Annotated in this window: 17 protein-coding genes; 6 read left to right on the forward strand and 11 right to left on the reverse strand. The window is 40.7% G+C overall.

The window, feature by feature from the left end; translation table 11 throughout:
• Positions 1-4 precede the first annotated feature (4 nt).
• Positions 5-1,597: a ribonuclease Y gene (gene rny / locus AC6UD8_RS04645; protein ID WP_500699594.1), complete on the reverse strand. Its 1,593-nt coding sequence runs from the start codon at positions 1,595-1,597 to the stop codon at positions 5-7.
• Positions 1,598-1,727: 130 nt separating this feature from the next.
• Between rny and AC6UD8_RS04650 the strand changes: the two genes are divergently transcribed.
• Together AC6UD8_RS04650 and AC6UD8_RS04655 are read left to right on the forward strand one after the other, a co-directional pair.
• Positions 1,728-2,135, forward strand: a complete 408-nt coding sequence (locus AC6UD8_RS04650) for a helix-turn-helix domain-containing protein (protein ID WP_500699593.1) — start codon at positions 1,728-1,730, stop codon at positions 2,133-2,135.
• A gap of 9 nt (positions 2,136-2,144) precedes the next feature.
• Positions 2,145-2,990 (forward strand): SAM-dependent methyltransferase, encoded by an 846-nt coding sequence (locus tag AC6UD8_RS04655; RefSeq protein ID WP_500699592.1) that lies wholly within the window; start codon positions 2,145-2,147, stop codon positions 2,988-2,990.
• A gap of 190 nt (positions 2,991-3,180) precedes the next feature.
• Here the strand turns inward: AC6UD8_RS04655 and AC6UD8_RS04660 are convergent, their stop codons facing one another.
• Positions 3,181-3,654 carry a hypothetical protein gene (locus AC6UD8_RS04660; protein WP_500699591.1) on the reverse strand — a complete coding sequence of 158 codons (474 nt, stop codon included), beginning with the start codon at positions 3,652-3,654 and terminating at the stop codon, positions 3,181-3,183.
• A gap of 15 nt (positions 3,655-3,669) precedes the next feature.
• A complete protein-coding gene (locus AC6UD8_RS04665; RefSeq protein WP_500699590.1) occupies positions 3,670-4,089 on the reverse strand; it encodes a hypothetical protein in 420 nt (139 codons plus the stop codon).
• 136 nt (positions 4,090-4,225) lie between these two features.
• On the opposite strand from AC6UD8_RS04665, the gene AC6UD8_RS04670 reads away from it, so the two are divergent.
• Together AC6UD8_RS04670 and AC6UD8_RS04675 are read left to right on the forward strand one after the other, a co-directional pair.
• The gene (locus tag AC6UD8_RS04670; protein WP_500694084.1) at positions 4,226-4,666 is read left to right on the forward strand and encodes a universal stress protein; all 441 of its coding nucleotides are present in this window, start codon (positions 4,226-4,228) and stop codon (positions 4,664-4,666) included.
• Between the two features lie 52 nt (positions 4,667-4,718).
• Positions 4,719-5,603, forward strand: coding sequence for an RluA family pseudouridine synthase (locus tag AC6UD8_RS04675; RefSeq protein ID WP_500694085.1), 885 nt, complete (start codon positions 4,719-4,721; stop codon positions 5,601-5,603).
• A 56-nt stretch (positions 5,604-5,659) separates the two neighbouring features.
• Here the strand turns inward: AC6UD8_RS04675 and AC6UD8_RS04680 are convergent, their stop codons facing one another.
• The 4 genes from AC6UD8_RS04680 to AC6UD8_RS04695 all read right to left on the reverse strand — a co-directional run bounded on the left by AC6UD8_RS04680 (position 5,660) and on the right by AC6UD8_RS04695 (position 12,402).
• A complete protein-coding gene (locus AC6UD8_RS04680; protein WP_500695833.1) occupies positions 5,660-8,068 on the reverse strand; it encodes a phosphoketolase family protein in 2,409 nt (802 codons plus the stop codon).
• A 234-nt stretch (positions 8,069-8,302) separates the two neighbouring features.
• Complete coding sequence (gene gltX / locus AC6UD8_RS04685; RefSeq protein ID WP_500699589.1) at positions 8,303-9,808, reverse strand: glutamate--tRNA ligase; 1,506 nt, start codon at positions 9,806-9,808, stop codon at positions 8,303-8,305.
• Positions 9,809-9,958: 150 nt separating this feature from the next.
• A complete protein-coding gene (locus AC6UD8_RS04690) occupies positions 9,959-10,684 on the reverse strand; it encodes a GntR family transcriptional regulator (RefSeq protein WP_500699588.1) in 726 nt (241 codons plus the stop codon).
• A gap of 113 nt (positions 10,685-10,797) precedes the next feature.
• A complete protein-coding gene (locus AC6UD8_RS04695) occupies positions 10,798-12,402 on the reverse strand; it encodes an Nramp family divalent metal transporter (RefSeq protein WP_500699587.1) in 1,605 nt (534 codons plus the stop codon).
• A gap of 112 nt (positions 12,403-12,514) precedes the next feature.
• On the opposite strand from AC6UD8_RS04695, the gene AC6UD8_RS04700 reads away from it, so the two are divergent.
• The gene (locus AC6UD8_RS04700; RefSeq protein WP_500699586.1) at positions 12,515-13,015 is read left to right on the forward strand and encodes an aminoacyl-tRNA deacylase; all 501 of its coding nucleotides are present in this window, start codon (positions 12,515-12,517) and stop codon (positions 13,013-13,015) included.
• Between the two features lie 34 nt (positions 13,016-13,049).
• Here the strand turns inward: AC6UD8_RS04700 and AC6UD8_RS04705 are convergent, their stop codons facing one another.
• From AC6UD8_RS04705 to AC6UD8_RS04720, 4 genes are all read right to left on the reverse strand, one after another.
• Entirely contained in the window at positions 13,050-13,691 is a 642-nt protein-coding gene (locus AC6UD8_RS04705; RefSeq protein ID WP_500699585.1) for an HD domain-containing protein, read from the reverse strand.
• Between the two features lie 79 nt (positions 13,692-13,770).
• The gene (locus AC6UD8_RS04710) at positions 13,771-14,742 is read right to left on the reverse strand and encodes an AEC family transporter (RefSeq protein WP_500699584.1); all 972 of its coding nucleotides are present in this window, start codon (positions 14,740-14,742) and stop codon (positions 13,771-13,773) included.
• Positions 14,743-14,875: 133 nt separating this feature from the next.
• Entirely contained in the window at positions 14,876-15,847 is a 972-nt protein-coding gene (locus AC6UD8_RS04715; RefSeq protein WP_500695836.1) for an AEC family transporter, read from the reverse strand.
• 16 nt (positions 15,848-15,863) lie between these two features.
• Positions 15,864-17,519 (reverse strand): malolactic enzyme, encoded by a 1,656-nt coding sequence (locus AC6UD8_RS04720; RefSeq protein WP_500699583.1) that lies wholly within the window; start codon positions 17,517-17,519, stop codon positions 15,864-15,866.
• Positions 17,520-17,638: 119 nt separating this feature from the next.
• Here AC6UD8_RS04720 and AC6UD8_RS04725 point away from each other — a divergent pair, with 119 nt between their 5' ends.
• On the forward strand, positions 17,639-18,529 hold the full coding sequence (locus AC6UD8_RS04725) for a LysR family transcriptional regulator (protein WP_500699582.1): 891 nt from the start codon (positions 17,639-17,641) through the stop codon (positions 18,527-18,529).
• Positions 18,530-18,574 lie beyond the last annotated feature (45 nt).

An 18,574-nucleotide genomic window follows, 5' to 3' on the forward strand; every position in this document is an offset into this window, starting at 1 on the left:
TTTTTTATCCAGCTTTTTTCTTTTTATTGTTTTTCGGTTTACCGCCCACGTACTGAACGGCTTGCAACTGTCGAATTGTAGTAACCTTAATTTTACCAGGATAGGTCAATTCGTTTTCAATTTGGTCCTTTACTTCATTGGTTAACTCACTACTTTGCGTATCGTTAACCTTCTTTGGATCAACCATGATTCGAATCTCACGACCGGCCTGAATGGCGTAACTATCCTTAACACCGGGATGTTCATTCGCAATTTTTTCCAAACTCTTTAATCGATTGATGTACTCTTCGACCGATTCGCTTCTGGCACCTGGTCGAGCTCCTGACATTCCGTCTGCCACTGCGACCAAAATAGCGTATGGGTTATCTGGTTCAACGTCCCCATGATGAGACGCAATTGAGTTTATGACAATTGGATCTTCACCATAAGCCTCAGCTAACTTTACTCCCAGTTCAACGTGTGTTCCGGAAACTTCTCTGTCAATCGCCTTCCCGATATCATGGAATAATCCAGTCCGTTTAGCCATCCGAACATCTAAACCAAGTTCAGCAGCCATCACAGCTGATAGTTCGGCAACTTCGATAGAATGCTCTAAGACGTTTTGACCATACGACGTTCGAAACTTTAAGCGTCCCACCGTCTTCATTAGGTCCGGATGAACCCAGCCAAGGTGCAAGTGACTCACGGTCATCTCACCAGTCTTTCTTAATTCATCCAAAACTTCCTGTTGGGTTTGATTGATTTCATTTTCAATTACACCATTATTAACCTGCTTAACGGCCAACAGATCGTTAATGGAATTGCGCGCAATCTCTCTTCTAACCGGATCACTGGTACTAATGATTAACGTTTCCGGGTGTTCTGGATCAAAAATTAAATCAACCCCGGTAAGGGTCTCAATCAATCGTAATCGTTGGTCATCTTTGCCAGCAATCTTGGCGCGCATTCCAGCATCCGGAATAATCACTGAGCGCTCAATGTGGTCACGAGGAACGTCAACTGGCCCCTCTTGAACTGCCTCAATCATAAGATTACGGGCCTGTTTGGCAGCATTAAATGCCATTAAGTCATTATTTTCCTTAACGGTAGTATCAAAGTCACGTTTTAAATCAGCTTCAAGGGTGGCCAAAACGAGCTGTTTGGCCTGCCCTTCAGTTAATTCACCTCGATCGTGGATGATTTGTTTTCTTTGCTTCTCAAGTTCTAAGACGTCATTACGAGCCTTTTTGAGGTTTTCAACTAGAAGGTGATTACTGTTCTTTTTAGTTGTTAGAGCGTCCTCTGACTTGTCCAAGCGGGCAACGGAAGTCTCTAAGCTTTTTTCTCTATGATCAATTCGCAGTTTGCGGCTCTCATTTTCTTGAACTTGGGCATCGAGTTCAGTTTCTTCTTCTTTACGATAATTTTCAGCTGCTGCTTTACTTTTATCTTCAAGTTTTCTTTTAGTATCATTAATCTTAACTTGGTTATTATCTTTAATCTTACTAGCAGCAGTCCTGGCGGCTGTCAGTCCCTTGTAGACGTGTTTTTTTCGTACGTAGTAGCCACATGCTGCTCCAAGTAAGAGTGCAATAATAATTGCAATGGAAGCTATCAATTTGACACTTCCTTTCTTTTCAATTCATTTTAATCTATTTAAATAATAACATTTAAATCTTTATTTTAAAATAAGTCACTCGTGCTTTTTGATGATATCATGAAGTATAATGGTATTAAGGAGTGATTCTATGTTTCCTGAAAGACTCAGAGCTTTACGAACCGGTCAGAAAATCACATTGACTGACCTTGCAAACGGATTAAACACAATGTTTCCCACTGACAAAGAGCATGAGAATACCGCCTCACAGATCGGCAATTGGGAACGTGGAATCCGTAATCCTTCTTACATTGAAGTCAAAAAATTAGCTGAATTTTTTGGGGTGTCAATGGACTATTTGAGTGGCCGAGTTGACCATGAAGAATCCGATCTTTCCAAGTTATTTATCTCTGGAAAGCAACTCTTCTTCAACGGCGAAGCCATTAATAACAACGATCGGTACGAGATTTTTCAACTTATCAACGGCTACCTTCACGGTAAACAAAACAGAGACGATGACCACCAAAATCACCAAGAATCGCTTGATTTACACTACTAAGGACACCAAATGGATAAACGTAAACTCAGAAAAAAACTCAAAAAACGTCATCAGTTGAAACAGGCGACTCCACCTTACATTCATCAAATGGAACAGTATCGTGACGAGTATCGGGAGTATCCTGAGATTAAATACTTAATTAACAACGTCCTAGCAGCCAATCAATTACTTACGGCTGGTAGACTTCCGCAGGATTTGCCCAAGCTGATTCTTCCTGATGACATTCAGGACCAGATTTATCAAAAAATCAATTCCAAGTACGCCATGAATGATCGTAGCGGTGATTCCGAATGGAACCGGCTTTCAGGCGATCTTTCTGACCTTGACAAGCACTTGCGTGACTTTCGTGATTATCTCGAAAATCAATACGGGATGTGGGCATACATCTCCTCATCGTTTACCTACCATCTTGCAAAATACTTAGATGGTCATGCTGCCCTTGAAGTGATGGCAGGTAACGGCTACATCTCAAAGGGACTCCGTGATAACCACGCAAACGTCATCGCAACTGACAGTTTAGATTGGCAAAACGAGAACGAAACTGGCAGACATCCCGTCACTAACGTGGAAAAGTTATCAGCTCTCGACGCATTTCACAAGTATCAGGACCAGATTGACTACGTAATTATGTCGTGGTCTCCAGACGGCATTCCAATCGATAATGAACTTCTTGAAGCAATCAGAAAGTCAAATCGTGATATCAAATTAATCGTCATTGGTGAGAGAAACGGGGCCACCGACTCCAAAGAGTTCTGGCAAAACGCACAACTTTACGATGACGAGGGCATTAAGAACCTGAATCAACACTATTCAAACTTCGATTTAATCCAAGATCACGTTTATTTAGCAAAATAAAAGAGCCTCCAACTTTTGTTGGAAGCTCTTTTTGGCATCTGAACAAGTCAGACGGACTAACTAGGTGTTCACATCACCTGCTAATCAAACCATCTGCAATCCGGCAGATAAACATGGTTCCCACAATCAGACTAAAAAGTCTGCTCGGCTCGTCGCATGCTTGCATTGTATCATAATTTGCAATTAAAAGCTATTTGGAACTTGCATCATCCTGTTCATTAGCCGCAATCTGATCTAATTTATCCTGAGTCCAGTCAACGAACTGCGCCAAATAAGTTCCATCGGGCTCCTTTCCAAAACTAGTTGAATCCGCCAACTCATCAATTCGCATTTTAGAACGGTTGACGTTGGGAGAAGCAATGATCATGTACACATTGACTGATTTTATCCCGTCTCCCACCGTTATTTTAGCAATGTTTTTAGCGTAGTCTAGCGGTAAATTAATGACCGAGGTCTGCAGTTTCAGCTGAATGTCATGATCAGAAACGGTAATTTCAGCGCTGGCGATCCTGTCTTCTTTCAGATTACTTGCGATAAAATCAGTCATCTTCTTCAAGTTTCCCTTTAAGTCAGATTGCAACTTTTTAAGGGACATTTCCGACACCTGTTTCTGAAAATCATCATTTCCAGCTGCTTCAACAAACTCTTTTTCATCAATTTTCATTTCATTCACCTAACTTTATTTTCTAAACTTCATATAATGAGCCACACGTTCTTTCGTCGTTGCCTTTCGGACCTGATAAGCAATCGTGAACCAGTAAATATTTACACCAATGGAACCAATTACCAGCACAATGACGGCAATTCGAAGTGGCCATGTTGCACGACTAATGGTAATCATCGCAATAATCGCTGCGATTAACCCAATCGTGTAAATAACCTGAACGGCTGCCAACAAATAATATCCTAAACGACTTTTAAACGCAACCAGAATCATCGGAATCAAATACATAATGGCTGCAATTGCTGACGTGCGAACTAGGCCACTGACACTCGACTTGACCGTTAATTTCATGATTGGCATCGTCATAGCAATGTTTACAATCCAGAACAATATCAGTGAAATAAACGCCCACGTTAACGTCTGTTTTCTTTTCATTTTACTCATCCTTTTAGCTTCAGTATAACGAACTTCTTAATTTGATACCAACAATTTTTGTTTTAGCTAAATTCGTTACGTAAATTCTTAAAACATGGTATAGTTAGTGTATAAGAAAACAAATGAGGTGAGCTAAATGGCCAAGAATTACAAGAGGATTTTAGCACCGGTGGATGGTGCTGAAGATACAATGCCTGTTATGAGTCGTGCAATCACAATGGCTAAACAAAATGACAGTCACTTAGATATTTTAAATGTAATTGAAGTTAACCAATTCAACCGTAGTTACGGGGATGCAATTACCGCCGACGCTGTTTACCAGTTAACTGACAAGACAAAGAAGATTCTTGAAACTTTGAAACAACAAGCAATTGACGCTGGGGTAACCGACGTATCAATTCATATGCGTTTTGGTAATCCCAAGAAAGTCATTGCCAAGGAATTTCCAAGCGATCACCATGATGACCTGATCATCATCGGTGCTACTGGTCTTTCAGCCGTTGAACGTTTGATGGTTGGCTCGGTCACTAGCTACGTCACACGTGCTGCTACTCAAGACGTCTTAGTAGTCAAATAGTCACAAAATCTCTACCCACTTATTGAGTGGGTTTTTTATTTTGAGGAATTTTATGAAGAAATGGAAATATGAATTAACCGTCCCAAAATCATTTGATCAACAAACCGTTCGGGAGTATCTGCACGAATATCTTTTAATTCCCAAGCATTTGATTTTCTCACTAAGAAAAAATCATCGCGTGTTAATTAACGGTCAGTACCTACCCATGAACTTTCTGGTTAAGCAAAATGATCGAGTCACACTCGAGTTTATTGCTGCCGATTTTAAAGTCCCGTTCCCACACGTTCCATCAGATTCATCGAAACCACTAAACGTTGTCTACGAAAACTCTGACTTTTTAATTGTTAACAAGAATCGCGGCGACAAGACTCATGCCAATCAACCTCACGAAATGGGATCCACCCTTAATTTTGCTGCCAACTACCTTCAACCCCAAAACGACGCTTACATGGTTCATCGCTTAGATCAACAAACCAGTGGTGCACTTATCATCGGCAAGAATCCATCCGTGGTCCCCATCTTAGTCAAAATGATTGAAATTAAAGCAGTCAAGCGAACTTACTTGGCCTGGGTTCATGGTCATTTTAAAAATCAATTGGGAGTAATCAATCAGCCAATTGGTTTTGATCCTTACGACCAGCGTAAACGCAAAATTAACGGACCAAATTCTAAATCAGCGATCACAAATTACAAGGTCATAAAAACGGATCCAGACAAAACCCTCGTGGCCCTTCAACTTCAGACCGGTCGAACCCATCAAATCAGGGTGCACTTGGCTTCCACTGGTCATCCGATTATTGACGATCCCTTGTACGACCCGAACGGTTATCCTAATCATCCCATGCTGCTTCATTCTTGGCGGGTCCAAATGATGACACCGTTCTACCATCAACCACTTGAAGTTATTGCCCCACTACCGCCTGAATTCAATATGTAAACAAAAAGAGTGAACTCATATGAGTTCACTCTTTTCTAATTAATTAGTTACATTAATTATTTCTTAGCTGGTTTTTTAAGTGGTTCCCATTTCCAGTTTTCAACTTCTGGCAAGTCAGTACCGTACTCTCTAATGTAATGGTCGTGCTTGTCGAGCATGTTGTTCATTTCTTGGATAAATCCAGTACCCTTAAGGGCGTATTCTGGAATATCAGAAACAACTTCCTTAGACAAATTGAATCGGTCTAATTGGTTCAAGACACGCATGTCAAATGGTGTAGTAATGTCACCATTTTCACGGTATCCATGAACGTGAACGTTCTTATTGTGACGATCAAAGAAGATGGTTCTGATAATATCTTCGAAACCGTGGAATGCGAATACAACCGGTTTGTCCTTAGTAAAGAGTTGATCGAATTCCTTGTCACTAATACCACGAGGGTCTAGTTCTGGGTTACGTAACTTAAGCAAATCAACAACGTTGATGTATCTAATCTTCATTTCAGGGAAACGCTTGTGCAAGATTGAAATTGCAGCAAGGGTTTCAAGAGTTGATTCAACACCAGCAGATGCCATAACAACGTCAGGTTCTTCACCATTGTCAGTTGAAGCCCAGTCAATGTAGCCAAGACCGTTCTTAACAAGGTTTGAAGCTTCGTCAATGTTAAACCATTGTGGACGTGGGTGCTTTGAAGTAGTAATCAAGTTAATTCTTTCGTAACTATCAAATGCTTCGTTACCTACAGCCAATAATGTGTTTGCATCAGCTGGGAAGTATTCACGGATAAACTCAGGTTTCTTTTCAGACAAGTGGGTAATCATACCTGGATCTTGGTGAGTGTAACCATTGTGATCTTGTTGGAATACAGTTGATGAATCGATGAAGTTCAATGCAGGATACTTGTTTCTCCATTCGAGTTCAGAAGCTTTTCTCAACCACTTGAAGTATTGAGTAAGCATTGAATCTACAACTCGACCGAAGGCTTCGTAAGTTGCAAAGAATCCATGACGACCAGTAAGGGTGTATCCTTCAAGCCAACCTTCGTCTTGGTGTTCTGATAGTTGTGAATCAATCAAACGACCATAGTGAGCCATGTACTCATCATATGGTGGGTTGATATTTGGCAACCATTGACGACGAGTAACATCGAATAAGTGCCATAATCTGTTAGACCATGTTTCATCAGGGCCGAATCCACGGAAGTTATTAGGATTTCTCTTAGTAACGTCACGTAGCCATTCGGACCAAACAACCATGTCTTCGTTTTCAGTAGCACCTGGAGTCTTGATATCAAGAGCGTAATCACGGTAGTCAGGTAAGTCTAATGGCTTAGGATCGATACCACCGTTAGTGATTGGGTTCGTTGACATCCGTTTGTCACCCTTAGGAGCTAATTCTCTAAGGTATGGCTTTAAAGTACCATTTTCATCAAATGATTCTTCAGGTTTGTAACTCTTCATCCATTCTACGAATTCATCAGCAGTACCCATGTCATCTGCTGATAGTGGAATTGGAACTTGGTGAGCTCTAAATGATCCTTCAATTGGAAGACCTTCAGCGTTCTTCTTAGGGCCAGTCCAACCCTTAGGTGAACGGAAGATGATCATTGGCCATTTTGGTTCTGTAGCAGTTTCTGCAGTTTGGTTCTCACGAGCGTTCTTTTGAATGGCTTTAATTTCTTCAATTGAAGCATCCATAACTTTAGCAAGCTTTTCGTGAGTTTCCATTTGGTCGGTACCGTAAGGCATGTTGGTTTCAACGAAACGAGGCTTCCAGCCCATACCTTCAAAGTACTTAGTAATGTCTTCGTCAGTCATACGAGCTAAGACAGTTGGGTTAGCAATTTTGTATCCATTTAAGTTAATGATTGGTAAAACAGCACCATCAGTAACAGGGTTGATGAACTTACTTGACATCCATGAACCAGCCAAAGGACCAGTTTCTGATTCACCGTCACCGATTTCAACGGCAGCGATAACGTCAGGATTATCAAAGATTGCACCAACACCATGTGAAAGTGAATAACCTAATTCTCCACCTTCATGAATTGAACCTGGAGTTTCAGGTGCAGCATGTGATGCAATTCCACCAGGGAATGAAAATTGCTTGAACAGGCGAGCCATTCCGGCTTCATCTTGAGAAATCTTAGGATAGATTTCTGAGTAGCTTCCATCCATGTAAGAATTTGAAACCATAACTTGGCCACCGTGACCTGAACCTTCAATATAGAACATATTAAGGTCATACTTGTTGATGACACGGTTCAAATGGGTGTAAACAAAGTTTTGTGAGGCAATTGTTCCCCAATGTCCAATTGGCTTAACCTTTACATCTTCAGAAGTCAAAGGCTTCTTAAGCAAAGGATTAGCACGTAAAAATAGCTGACCTACTGACAAGTAATTTGCAGTATTCCAGTATTGTTGCATTTTTTCAAAATATGATTTGGAATCATAATCTACTGCCATGCTATAACACTCCTTTTAAATAATCGGCAGCTCGTTTTCGAGCTGGATCTAATCTGTTTTTGAAAGCGCCAAACTTATTGGCTTACCTACAACAACTATGATAAAGACTTTTGGTGAAATGTCAACCATTTCGACAATTGATACGAACCAATTTTAAGCCCTTAAAAACCCTAATTTCAAGCAATTTTAAGCACTAAAAAGTCTCCAATTTTTCAATTGGAGACTTAAAATATTTTATTCAATTCCACGAAGTGCTTTATTAATTAATGCACTAATAACTGACGGTGAAAATAGCCCCATAATCTGCGCAACTTGGGGAGCAGATGTGTCCCCAGTAAAGATGACGTTTAGTGGGAAGTAAAGCTGTTTACCCTTCATCCCCGTTTCTTTGCCAACCTCATTAACAATTGGACCATAATCAAGTCCCTTATTTTGACCGTTTTCGCTGGCCTCATGAATCTTGTCTTCTAAAGCATTGAATAACTTTTCCAAATCATCGTGTGAAAAGTCGCTGAGTTTTGAGTAATCAATGTTTTGACCCAAAATATTGTAATAGAAATCCATGTATTCCATGATTTCAGTCAACTTAAACACACTGTGTTTGTAAATATCAATCACCTGTTCAGCGTAATCGTGCAGGTTGGGAATGTCATCTTCTTGAATCTTCTTGGCAATGTCAGTCTGCCCTTCGTCAACGAGTTCGACCACTCGATCGGCAAGTTCACTTGATGGCATGCTCTTTACGTATTGCGAGTTAATCCAGTCTAATTTGTGTTGGTCAAAGAAAGCTGGCGATTTTGACATTCGCTTTGGATCATACGCCTTAATCAGTTCGTCCTTTGAAAAGATTTCCTTTTCACCAACCGGTGACCACCCAAGAAAGGCAATGAAGTTAAAGATTGCTTCACGTAAGTATCCCTCACGCTTGTACTCACTGATGAACTGCAAAGTATCCTTGTCACGTTTACTTAACTTCTTACCGGTCTTCGGATTATAAATCAATGAGATGTGCCCAAAGTTAGGGTGCTGCCATCCTAATGCATCATAAACGGCCATTTGCTTAGGGGTGTTAGCAATGTGATCGTCACCTCTTAAAACATCAGTAATATCCATTAAGTGATCATCGACCACCACAGCAAAGTTATAGGTTGGTAATCCATCACTCTTTTGAATGATAAAATCGCCACCTAAATTGTCAGAATTAAATTCAACCTTACCTCTCACAATGTCGTCCCATTCGTAGGTATGATCCTTTGGTAAATGTAAACGAATTGTGTAAGGTAATCCCTTATTTTCAGCGGCTTGAATATCAGCTTCAGAAGCACCATACCAACGTCCATCGTAATGTGGAGCCTCTTTATTTGCCCGTTGCTTTTCCCGCATCTCTTTTAGTTCGTCTTCAGTGGCAAAGTCCTTGTATGCCAGACCCTTGTCCATTAATTCACTGATGTATTTATCATACAAAGCTCTTCGCTCCGTTTGATGATAGGGAGCATACTTCGGATTAGGCTTATCAGGGCCTTCATCCCAGTCAATCCCTAACCAGCGTAAGTTGTCCATCTGGCTTTTTTCACCACTGTCAACGTTACGCTTTAAATCAGTATCTTCGATTCGAAGAACCATCGTTCCGCCGAAATGTTTTGCAAACAGATAATTAAATAAAGCAGACTGTGCATTTCCGATGTGTAAAAAACCAGTTGGGCTTGGTGCATATCTAACTCTAACGTTCTTTTTCGCCATCTTAATACTTCCTTTTTTGCCAGCATTGGCACTCTTTTAAATCTCTTCGTACATTCTTACATTACGTTAATTCCGAACCAATGTACGTGCTTACAACAATTCCATTATATCACTTTTAAACTAACTCAAAAAATTGAGTAAAAGTCGATTCTAGTTATTCAAATCAACAAATGTGTTGTAATTAAAGTACTTATAATGAATGCGCATGTTGGAAATTTCAAACGGGGTTCCATCGTCTAAAAAGAAAATCCCACCCATGACCACGACTGGTTCATCAGGTTTTAAGTTCAATAGTCTTTGATCATCAATCGTGGACGGTTGGGCTTCAATCGACATGTAGGATTTGGTTCCCGTCTTGTTTAGCTTTTCCTCTAAGTAGTTAAAAATCGAACCCTTAACCACTCGCTTACTCATCTTGGGCGCCACTTTAACCGGAATATAACCAGACTCGATAATAATAGGTGTCGAATCAACCGAGCGGAGCCGTTTAATCTCATACACTTCATCACCTTGTTTTAGAAACAGATCTTCTAAAATCTCAGGGGTGGGGGCAACAACTTTAAATTCCAGTAAATCAATCTTTGGATCGTACCCCTCAACCTTCAGATTATTGGTAATTCCAAGGTTAGATCCCTCGTAACTAAAAATGGATTTATTCTTCAAATAAAGTGGATTAATAAAGGTCCCAGAGCCACGTTTCTTAAAAATAATTCCTTGTTCCGCTAAGATACCTAAAGCTTGCTTAACCGAGCTCCGACTGACGTGGTACTTTGAACTTAAAGTCCGTTCATCCGGTAAACGATTATTATTGAAATAGTTGGAATCAATCTTCTTTTTTAAATCATCCATTACCCGTTTATAAACTAGATCAGCCATTCAATACTCCTTATTAGACGTTTCTTACCCATTATTTTAACATATTAAAAATAATAAATTTTGGCTAAAAAAATAGAGCTCCGATCAAATCGAAGTTCTATTTTTCTAATTAATTATTCGTACTGATCGACTTCTTTTTTCGCGTTCTTATGTTCCTCCATGAACCGTTTATTACTCTTGTACAAGTCCCAAACGACCCAAGTCAAGAGGGCCAGAACTAAAATAATCAAGATGTAGGCAATCCAGTTCCCCATATCGGTTTGAGCTGGAGTTGGATTATCACCAAAGAAGCTGACAATCTGACTTGGCAAACCATAGAGATTCAAGAAAGTCAAAGCAATCACAGATGCCCAACCAGCAATTTTAACCCAAAGGGCATTAACGAACCGTTTTCCACGCATTTCAAACTTACTATCGGTAAAGATCAGAAGCGGCAACATGGAGAATGGTAAAGCAAACGCCAAGAAGACCTGTGAGTTGTTCATCAGAGTATTAAGCGCTTCATGCTCTTCAATGGCCGGTTTTCCACTACTCAAAAGTACACAAATAACAACTGGGATGATTGAAATGACACGGGTTACCAAACGACGAGCCCACAAAGGCATTCTCATATGGATGAAGCCTTCCATAACAACCTGACCAGTCAAAGTACCAGTGATAGTGGAGTTTTGACCAGAAGCAAGCAAAGCCACGGCAAACAGGATTGAAAGGACTCCGGTTTTAGCAACACTTGCTAGTAATGGGTTGGTCATAAAATCAGGATTCTTTAAGGCAGCAAACAAACCAAAGAATGATGGGTCTTTAACGGCACCAGACTTGAAGACCGCAACCCCCATAATCAATAACAATGCGTTAACAAAGAACGCCATTGTCAATTGGATGTTGGAATCCCAAGCTGAAAATTTAACTGAGCGTGCCACTGAATCCTCGTCGTTATTATCAGTCTTACGGGTTTGCGAAATGGCAGAATGTAAGTATAGATTATGCGGCATAACGGTGGCTCCGATGATACCTAAGGCACCACTTAATGGAGTTTGACCACCTACAAATGGATGGGTTTGAACGGTTTTGATGTTTGGAACTAAGTTTAAGAAAACCTTTGACCACTGTGGGTTTGAAAGAGTTACTTCGTAGGCAAATACCAAGAAAATAACACAAATCAAACAAACAACAATGGCTTCAATCTTTCTAAATCCAATACTTGTAAGTAGTAACAGTACCAAAACATCAAGAACCGTAATTAAAACGGCAATCAACAATGGAATATGGAATAGCAAGTACAACGCAATCGCTGCCCCGATAACTTCCGCGATATCGGTCGCCATAATTGCTAACTCAGTTGTTATCCAAAGGATAACCCCTAATGTCTTACTACTTCTTGCACGAATCGCCTGCGCTAAATCCATTTGTGTCACGATACCAAGTTTAGCCGCCATGTATTGAAGTAACATCGCGATCAAACTTGAAATCAAGATAATTGACATCAGCAAGTATCCAAAGTTCTGACCACCGGTAATTGAAGTTGACCAATTTCCGGGATCCATGTACCCCACCGCAACTAACGCTCCTGGTCCTGAATACATGAATAATGTTTTCCAAAATCCTAATCCTTCAGGGACATCAACGCTTCCGTTAATTTCTTGGAGGGATTTACCATTCGCATACTCAATTAGGGCATGCTTTTTCTTTGGTGCTTTTTTTTCATCTTTCTCACTCATTTTCCTTTGCATCTCCTTCCACGTTGATTCTACATAAATAAGAATTAAAAGTAAATGAAATTTTTACTTATATTTTATTAATATGATAAAATACCTCCGAGAGGTGAGCCATTTGTCAAAGAAAAAAAAGAATCAAGTCCACAAAACCTTAGTCGAACAAATCCTTGAAAAACACAATATTCCTTTTCAACAGATGATTTTTGCCACCCATCAAGAGGGAGACGTTCAACAAATCACCACTAACGAAGCTGACGTTGATCAACATTTAATCTACAAAACGTTAGCGCTGACTGGAAAAACAACTGGTCCCGTCATTGGAGTGGTTCCCTTAGATGAACGCTTAAGTTACAAAAAGTTAGCCAAAGCTTCTGGCAACAAAAAAGTGGGCATGGTTCCCCTAAAAGACTTAGTTAATACTACCGGATATGAGCACGGTGCAAATACCCCCATCGGAATTTATGAACAAAAGGGTTATCCCATCTATATCGATGAAGAAGCCCAAAAACAGGGTGACATCATTGTGTCATCCGGTCAGATTGGTCGTTCTGTTAAAGTAAATGCTGAAGCCGTCAAACAATTAGTCAACGGAACCTTTGCTGATATTACCGAATAAACTAAAAACGTCGATCCGTTTGGATCGGCGTTTTTTATCCATCCCATTCGTTTTTAAATTCAGCAACAAATTCACGCATGTACTGAGTTCTCTTCTTTCCAATTCGTTTAGCAGCATCGGTATTTAAATCGGAAGCAATCTTAAACAACTTTTCGTAAAAATGATTAATGGTGGTATCGTCAGTTGCGTTGCGATAATCTGCTTTAGTAGTTAAAGTCCGCGGCTTAATTGTCGGATCATAAATGGTCCGATGATGTGCCCCACCATACTGAAAGGCCCGCGCAATTCCAATCGCACCCAGAGCATCTAATCGATCAGCATCTTGAACGATTTGACCCTCTTTTGATAACGGTTGTTTGTGTTCAATGTTGTCACTAAAAGACATGTGGTTGATAATGTCCATCACCTGCAAAATCTCATCAGGACTAAAGCCAAATTTTGCTAACCGCTCTTTGACTTCCTCTCTTTTAGCGTCCGGATCATCCACCAATTTATCGTCAAAAACGTCGTGTAAGTAAGCAGCTGAAAGGGCAATCTCACCGTTAGCTGGTTCGGTCCCCATCAATTGTAAGACCATGTTTGCGACCCGTTGGATGTGGTCAAATCCGTGTCCACTCTTATCCTTACTCATGTTCTCTTTGGCGTACTCTTTTACCTTTGCAATTTTATCGTTCATGTCTCTCACTTCTACTAAAATAATTTCCCACATTATAAATATATAACTAAAAAAGAAGCCATCCAATAGCTTCTTTTACTTACATAATAAAATTAATAATTTCCATCAGGATCGGAACCACGATAACGAACAGCACGGTGCTGGTTACCACTAAATTAGTGGCATAGTCCACGTCCCCATGGGATTGACTAACTAAAATCGGCAAAACCGCTAGTTCGGGCGTTGCCGACTGAATTACCAACGTCCCAAACTCTGGAAAGGTCATGTTCACGCCAAAATGCATAAACGCTAAGAGGGTTCCAATCATGATTGCTGGCGCAATCACAAATCTTCCTACCAGTCCGGCAATGGTATCCTTATCAAAATGAATTGAAGATAAGCCGGCATCGGCTAAAATGATTCCAATGTAGATCAATGCCAACGGTGTCACTAATCCACCAATCATGTTGCAGGTCTTATCAATCCAAGCTGGCAATTTGACGTTCACGATCAAAATCCACGCCAAACCTAAGATAAATCCAACCAGTGGCGGCGGTAAAATCTGTTTGAGGGTAACCTTCTTTTTCTTTTTTCCCCTTTGTTTCGTTGGGTCATCTCCTGAAATGAAGAAGATTCCGATCGCCCAGGTTGAGACGGTGTTCATCACATAGTAGACCAAGAAATACGTCATCCCGGCGTTTCCAAACAACGCAATGTTTAAGGGTAATCCCATAAAAATCGTGTTGGCGTTGACCGACATGTTGATAAAGGCCCCTCTTCGACCCCTTCTGATCCTTAAAACAAAAACCAATGCGATTGCGATTACATAACCCAGGGTAAAACTAATCAACGTGTATAGTAGTCCGCCAACTAGTCCAACTAATTTTCCCCGATTCAAATTATCCAAAACGGAAATAAAAATCGAAACTGGTAAGGCAATGTTCATAATTAAGAACGAAACATTTCCCTTAAAACCATCCGTCATTTTGTTGGAACGACGAAGAAAATACCCTAAAGCAATAATAATAACAATCTCAGCGACACTCTCTAGTGAGGCAATAAATGCGGTCACTGTTTAATCCCTCCAATTAATTAATAAATTAAATTGTGCATACTTCTACGTTACCACTTTCAAACCGTGTTAGTGACCTGTGCAAACAAAAAGAAGCCAGATTGAACGTCTGACTTCTTTATTAATTACTTATCTATACGATAAAGTTGATAATGGCCATCAAGATTGGAACCACGATCACGAACAGAATCGTGCTGGTTACGACCAAGTTAGTAGCGTAATCAACGTCACCATGGGACTGACTAACCAGAATTGGAAGCACAGCCAAACCAGGGGTGGCAGATTGAATTACTAAGGTGCCAAATTCGATGTTTGGAATCCCAGCACCGGTGTGCATGAAGACCAGTAAGGTTCCAATCATAATTGCCGGAGCAATCACGAAACGAGCAAGTAGTGCGGCAATGGAATCCTTATCAAAGTGAATTGATGAAAGACCGGCATCGGCCAAAATAATCCCAATGTAGATTAAGGATAATGGTGTTACAAGACCACCAATCATGTTACAAGTCTTGTCAATCCACATTGGCAACTTAACGTTAACAATCAGAATCCAAACTAACGCAACCAAGAAACCAATCAGTGGAGCTGGAAGCAACTTCTTCCAGTTAAAGTTCCCCTTGCTTTCACCCTTCTTCTTGGTGGGATCGTCTCCTGAGATGAAGAAGATTCCGATGGCCCAAGTTGAGATGGTGTTCATTACATAGTAAATCAGGAAGTAAGTCATCCCAGAAGTTCCAAACAGTGCCAAGTTCAAAGGTAGCCCAATGAAAATGGTGTTGGCGTTCACTGCCATGTTAATGAAAGTTCCCCTACGACCCTTTCTAATTTTTAGGATGTAGACTAGGGCAATGGCGACAACGTAACCTAACGCAAAACTAATTACGGTGTATAACAGTCCGCCAGCTAGCCCGACTAACTTTCCACGGGTCAAATTATCTAATACTGATACGAAGATTGAAATAGGCAAAGCCACATTCATGATTAAGAATGAGATGTTTCCCTTGAAACTGTCGGCGAATTTTCCCGACTTTCTCAAGAAATATCCAAGTGCAATGACAATGACAATCTCAGCAACACTTTCTAGTGAAGTAATAAACGCTGCCAATGTAACATTCCTCCAATTATTTGTTTAAATTAGTTAAATCTGGGTATTCGGGATACCATTTTTCATCATCAACGGCCGACTTAACGTCCGTAATCTTTTCGCGCGTAATCCCTTGATCAACTGCGCTTTGAGCAACAGCAGTCGCAACGGTCTCAGAGAATTCGGTTAACTGGTCAACTGGTGGCAAAATGGCAGCCCCAGGAACCGTTGAATCCACAATTCCACCAAGGGAATGAGCAGCAGCACTAATCATGTCGTCGTTAAGTTTAGTGGCGGTGGCAGCAATGGCACCTAACCCAATTCCTGGGTAGACTAAGGCGTTGTTAGCCTGTCCAATCTCATACTTAACTCCGTTGTATTCAACGGGTGCACTTGGAACACCGGTAGCGACTAAGGCACGACCATCAGTCCATTTGATCAAATCGGAAGCAGTTGCTTCAGCCAACTTAGTTGGGTTTGAGATTGGCATGATGATTGGACGGTCAGTATGAGCGGCCATTTCCTTAATAACATCTTCAGTAAATGCGCCGTGTTGAGTAGAAGTTCCAACCATGATTGATGGATGAACAGCCTTCACAATTGAGAGTAAGTCGGTCAGGTTTTCTGAGTCAGAGAATTCAGAACGACTTCTCGCAAACTCTTTTTGTCCAGGAGTTAGGTCGGACATGTCGTCAAACAAGAGGCCTTGCTTATCAACCATGTAGAAATGCTTCTTAGCTTCTTCCTCGGATAAGCCAGCTTGCACCATCTCTTCACAAACCCGCTCGGCAATTCCGACGCCGGCAGTTCCGGCACCAAAGCACAGGTACTTCTGATCGGTCATCTTTTCACCAGAAATCTTAAGGCCACCTAAGACACCAGCAAGGACGATAATTCCAGTTCCCTGGATGTCATCATTAAAGACCAAGTAATCATCCTTGTACTTATCAAGGATGTTTGAAGCGTTGGCACGCCCAAAGTCTTCAAAGTGTAAGTATAAATTAGGGAACAAGTCTTCTGCTTCTTTTACAAACTTGTCAACGAAGTCGTAGTACTTTTGGCCGTAGTCACGGTTCTGGTGATTACCAAGGTAGAGTGGATTGTCGAGTAAACTCTTGTTAGTAGTTCCAACGTCTAAGACCACTGGTAGGACTTCAGATGGGTCAATGCCAGCAGCGGCACTGTAAACCATTAATTTACCAACCGGGATGTCAATTCCTTGAGTTCCCCAGTCACCAATTCCAAGGATTCCTTCGCCATCGGTTACAACGATCAACTTGATGTTGCGTCCAGAAGCAGTGTTCTTCAAACTTTCACGGATCGTTTCAGGGTCATCGTGATTGATTGATAAAAACGCCGCGTTTTGTGGGTTAACGTACAGTCTGGAGTAATTTTCAATTGAGTCAGCGATCGTTGGGTCGTAAACGACTGGCATGAATTCAGTGACATGTTTAGCGAAGGTTGCATAGAATAGAACCCGGTTTTCGTTAAAAATACTCATCAAGTAGATGCGTTTTTCAAGGTCACTACCCTTGTGTTGGTATTCGTCATAAACGTTTTCAACCTGTTCGTCCAAAGTTTGAACGTTTGGTGGAAGCATCCCCACTAGTCCTAATGTCTTTCGTTCATCATCAGTAAATGCAGTCCCTTTATTGATAAAGGGATTGTTCAATATTTCTTCACCTTTAGCCATATTTTAAGACTCCTTTTTGTAGTAAAATAGTCTGTAATTGATTCTTTTAAATACTAATTCACTATCAAAAAGATAGTCAAACGCGATTTATTCATAAATTTAATTTATATGAGGCCATCATGAAGCTAAAAGATTTAATGTACTTCAACAAATTAACCGAGCTTAAAAATTACACCGACGTTTCCAAGTATTATCACGTTAAACAACCCACAATTACCATGGCCATTAAACGCCTAGAGGATAACTTCAACGTCGAATTAATTAATCGAAATCAGGCCCACCACCAAATTAAACTCACTAAGGCCGGCGTCGACCTTGAAAAACACGTCCAGGTAATTATGAAGGAAGTAGACAAAATTAACAACGAAATGGGCAACATCAGTGACCATGTCATTCGCTTTGGTCTTCCACCAATCATTGGGAACTACTATTTTCCCAAGCTGGCGTCTAAACTATTTTCACTTGGAATCCTAAATGATCTTGATAACTCAGAGAGTGGTTCCAAAAAGCTTTTAGGGGAATTAAAAGACGGTCGAATCGACTTAGCACTTCTAGGATCATCCAAACCGCTTGAAAGTAGTGAGATCGACGCGACGGTTTTAACCAAAGACCACTTCATGCTGGTCGTTAATCGACAGTCACCACTGGCAGACGCTCACTCCGTTAAATTTGCCGACCTCAAAAACGAAGAGTTTGTGGGCCTCTCCAGTGACTTCGTTCACACTCAGGTCTTTTCGGATCTGTCTAAGCTTCACGCCATTCACCCCAAAATTAAGTATCGTACGTCTGACATTGAGCTAGCCAAACAATTAGTCTCTGAAGACGTGGGGATCACCTTTCTGGTTAGTAAAGCCATTAAACCTTCTGACAACCTCGTTTCTATCCCCATTGACGATGAAGATTTACCCCCGTTTTATGTTTCGGTGGCCTTTCGTAAAAGTCACGTTCTTTCACCCGAAGAGCAAGAATTAATCAACGTTTTAACCAAATCAATTGCACAAAAAAAGTAGGAATTCCAAACGGAATTCCTACTTTTAATTTTTTAATGACTTAGA

Source organism: Fructilactobacillus sp. X1R3C1, from assembly GCF_059901545.1.